This window comes from Nocardia sp. NPDC051787 (assembly GCF_040681325.1).
Classification (GTDB): domain Bacteria; phylum Actinomycetota; class Actinomycetes; order Mycobacteriales; family Mycobacteriaceae; genus Nocardia.
The window spans coordinates 1-3,818 of the sequence record NZ_JBFAYO010000071.1 but is presented as its reverse complement, the minus strand read 5'-3'; the positions used below and the strand labels follow the sequence as shown (position 1 = coordinate 3,818).

Sequence of the window (3,818 nt, the reverse complement as noted above, 5' to 3'; positions counted from 1 at the left end):
ACACCCCGACAGCTCGGCAGGCACGCCACCCACCCGACGGGCAGCACCCAACCGGTCCAGCTCAGACGGCCGGGGAATCCACTCCCTTCGAGGGACTCCCCGGCATCCACTTGCCCGGCGAGAAGAAGTTCACCCGGCCCCTGATGGAGCTGTGCTCCCTGGCCCTGTCCAAGGTGACCGGCTGAAAGACGCCGCGATGGACTGCGGTCCAACCGTGGTCGATCAGGTCTTGGGAACAAACCGGATGATGTCTTTGCGGGAGGTGATCATCAGTTTCTGAAAGATCGCGGTCATTTGCGTGTCGACGGTCCGGAACGAAGTTCCCCGATGTGCCGCGATAGCGCTGTTCGTCCATCCCGCCGCGGCGAACGTCGCTACCTCCTGCTCCGCCCGCGTCAGCTCGTCCCAGCGCGACAGGCCGCACGTGTGGCCGGTATCGACCGCGGGCACCCGGTCCATGGGTAGCTGTCCCAGTGCCAGCCGTTGGACTTCGTTCGATTCGGAACGCAGGAGGGATCCCTCTTTCTCGGCGGCGGCGAACGCCTCGGGTCCCAGCACGCTACGGGCAACGTCGATGGCTCGGTTGGCTTCGTCGGCGAAGGGCCGCAGTGCTTCGATATCGGTTCCCAGCTCCGTGCGCAACGTCCTGGCACCTCCGGCGAGCCGGGCGGTTTCGGTCGCCAAGGCAACGATCTCGTCGGTATCGGTGTCGCCCGCGGCTATCGAGTCGGTGATGATCTGCGCCAATGCCCAGTACCGAACGTGCACTGCCCAGGCCGCGCCCCACGGGTCACGGATGGATACCAGGTGGGCCAGCGATCGACGTCCCACCGACAACGCCGCGGTCGGATCACCGTGTTTGGTCAGTGCGAGCGCCCACATCAGCTCGGTCCAAGATTTCAGCCAATGTGCCTCGGCCGCAGTGGAATTGGTGACGTTGCGCTGTGCGATCTCCGCCGCTTGTTCCGCCGTCCCGAAGAAGCTGGCCGCCATGGCCTCGATGAGTCCGGCCATCGCCTCGCCGCCGCGATCGCCGACGTTGTGAGATTTCTCGCGAGCGCGCGCCAGCACGGTGATGGATGCCGGGTCGCCGTGCACCAGCATCAGCTCCTGCCCCCAGACGAACTCGACGACGGCGGGCAGATCGAGGTCGACTTCGGGAGTCTGCCGCCAGTTCTGCCGGACTGCCGGATCAGTTGTGCAGGCAGTAACACACTCTTCGAGCATCCGTTCGGTTTCCTCGTGCTGCCCCTGCCACATGGCCACCCATCCGATCAAAGCCATCGCTATTACTTGGAGATCGGTTGGCTGCGGTGTGAGCTTGCGGCTTGCCTCCAACGTACGTTCCGTCCATTGACGGGTCTCGCGTAATGAGCCGTTGAAGAACGGCGCGCGCAGCGCGATCAGTCCCACCGAGATCTCCAAACCGGGTGTCGATTCGCCCGGCGCGGTGAGGCTTCCCTCGATGGCAACGAGAATGTTGTCCCACGACGCGCGCACCCAGTTCAGATAGCCCAGCTCCCCCGGGCCGAACCAGTCGGCATATGCCTGCAGGACTTTGTTGCGGTAGTACTGCCGATGCTTCGCGGCGATCCGTGCCGAGTCGTCCGTGTCGCCGGTCGAATGCTCCTGTAATCGCTGATGGGCGAACACCCGAATCGTCTCCAGCAGCGAATACCGAACGGTGGTCCCGGTGCGGTGCAGTGATGCGAGCGACTGGTCGACCAGGCGCTCGAGCAGCCCCTCGACCTCCTCCTTCGCCACCTGCACCGCGCCCGACCGGTCGACCTCTTCGTCGTCAGCGCACACGGCCTCGATGGCTTCCAGGTCGGCCCCCACATCGAGCCCGAAGGAGTTGTCCTCTTCGGGGTTCGTATCGTGCCCTGCGGCGAATACCGACATTCGCGCCAGGAGGAGGCGTTCCTGATCCGTGCAGAGGTCATACGACCACGCGATCACGTCGGGAACCCGCTGGTGCCGCGCATCCACCCCCGCCTGCCAGGCGGGGGACCACCGCATCCGCCGGTCGTTCGCACCGCCGCTCAACTCCTGGAGGATGGTCGCGAGTGGCTGCCGGCGCAGCCGCGCGGCGGCGAGCCGGAGATAGAGCGGGTGGTTGTGCATGTGGTGACAGATCAGCCGCGCTGTCGCGACCTGATCGGCATCGGTGACAGCGTGACCGGTGAGCTCCGCACGCTGCTGGAACAACGTCAGGGCCTGTTGCTGCGACAGCGGTGGAACCTCCACCAAGTGCTCGTCGACCCATCCCACCGGCCCGCGGCTGGTGGCGAGGATGACCAAGCCCGGCGCTGCCTCCAGTAGCGCCGCGATGAGCGCACCGGCCGCGCCGAGCACATGCTCACAGTTGTCCAGCACCACCAGAGTCCGCGGCGTCCGCCCGGCCACGTTCTTGACGGTGAGCTTGTCGACCAGTGCGTTCCACGCCGAGCGCCCCGAGAAGTCGGCGTCGAGTACGGCATGCGCGACCTCCTCTTCTACCGCGGTGAAGTCGGATCCCTTGGCCAGCCTGGCCAGTCGGACCCAGTACACCGGTATACCGGTGGCCTTGCGGAACTGGCCGACCGCTTCGGCCGCGAGCCGAGTCTTCCCGATGCCGCCCATACCGGTCAGGGTGATCAACCGCGCCGAGCCCATGAGCAGAGTTCTGATCCGACCCAGCTCTGGACCCCGGCCGACAAATCCGTTCGCGGTTGCTGGAGAGTCACCGGGAATCTGCCGCTCCCTACTCGACATAGAGGTCAAGCTCCTTCTTCCCATCTGATGTCGTCGTCAAAGAACCGCGCTGGCAAGGCGTCCACTCTCCAGAGTGAACTCGAGAACGTGTTCCCGTCTGTCGCGTATTCCGACCATACCTGGTACGTACCCAGACCTCGTATGTATCTATTCCCTACCCGTACGTAGGAGCCCCCGCCCCACTGATTCACACCGCCTCGCTGCCGTGGCTTCGCATGCCGATCGACCGGTAGCTCGACGGATAGGATCACGTCCCGGTCGCGCACCGGCCGCGGTCGGTAGGTCGGGTAAACCCGGCACGGGTGCGGAACGCGCTGTCCAGCGTCAGCGGTGCGCCGACCGCGTGCGCTTGTTCCTGTGCCGCAAGGCTTCACAACGTGCACGGTCCCGCACCGAAATGTGCCAGAGATCCTCGACCGGTACCGGTTACGCCGAGCAGCGCCGGGGACGTAGATAGCTCGGGACATCGGACCCGACGGCTACCGATGCGGGCCCATCTACTTACTCGATCAGACTTGATCGTGACCGCTTGCGCGGTCTACCCGGTCGAACCGACCACATGGACTGAGCAGCGGAAACACCGGTGAAGTAGGAAATGTAGAGGATCCGCAACGCGTTGCGGCCGGGGCTGGTGGTGGCCCGCGATGTTGCTGCATTACGGGGCTGCGACCTTGGGACAATGGAAAGGCAGTGGCCCGGATATGACCGACTTGCAGAGCGTGACGATCGCGGTCGTCGGCATAGAGGCGCTGTTCATCGTTGCGGCCCTGTGCTGGCCGCCCCGGCAACGGCCGGCCCACCACGATAAGCATCTGGTTGTTCGTCGCGGAAAACGCCATCGTGCGTCGACCGATCCCGTTTTGCCGGCGCGGCGGAACGTCGTCACGTCGACGCCACGCACCCTCGTCGGCTCGGTAATCGCTCGACACAGTGAACGTCCACACGGCGGGCACCGCGACCCCATCGACGCCTAGCCACTGTTTTGAAAGTGGGTTGTTGACGGCGTCGCTGCGCGGCGGCCTCAACAGCCTGGTTGTGATCGAGATCCTCTGCTCGCGTTGGCA

Annotated in this window: 3 protein-coding genes; 2 read left to right on the top strand and 1 reads right to left on the bottom strand. The window is 65.1% G+C overall.

Going from position 1 to position 3,818, the window contains the following annotated elements; genetic code table 11:
• A partial coding sequence (locus AB0M45_RS33750; protein WP_364337536.1) for a hypothetical protein occupies positions 1-185 on the top strand: 185 nt, incomplete at its 5' end.
• A gap of 37 nt (positions 186-222) precedes the next feature.
• Here AB0M45_RS33750 and AB0M45_RS33745 read toward each other — a convergent pair.
• Positions 223-2,754: a LuxR C-terminal-related transcriptional regulator gene (locus AB0M45_RS33745; RefSeq protein ID WP_364337534.1), complete on the bottom strand. Its 2,532-nt coding sequence runs from the start codon at positions 2,752-2,754 to the stop codon at positions 223-225.
• Between the two features lie 701 nt (positions 2,755-3,455).
• Here AB0M45_RS33745 and AB0M45_RS33740 point away from each other — a divergent pair.
• On the top strand, positions 3,456-3,728 hold the full coding sequence (locus AB0M45_RS33740) for a hypothetical protein (RefSeq protein ID WP_364337532.1): 273 nt from the start codon (positions 3,456-3,458) through the stop codon (positions 3,726-3,728).
• Positions 3,729-3,818: the final 90 nt, after the last annotated feature.

Excerpts from the sequence above, each read along its gene's own strand:
- AB0M45_RS33740 (WP_364337532.1), top strand. The coding sequence starts at position 3,456 with ATGACCGACTTGCAGAGCGTGACGATCGCGGTCGTCGGCATAGAGGCG.
- AB0M45_RS33745 (WP_364337534.1), bottom strand. The coding sequence starts at position 2,754 with ATGTCGAGTAGGGAGCGGCAGATTCCCGGTGACTCTCCAGCAACCGCG.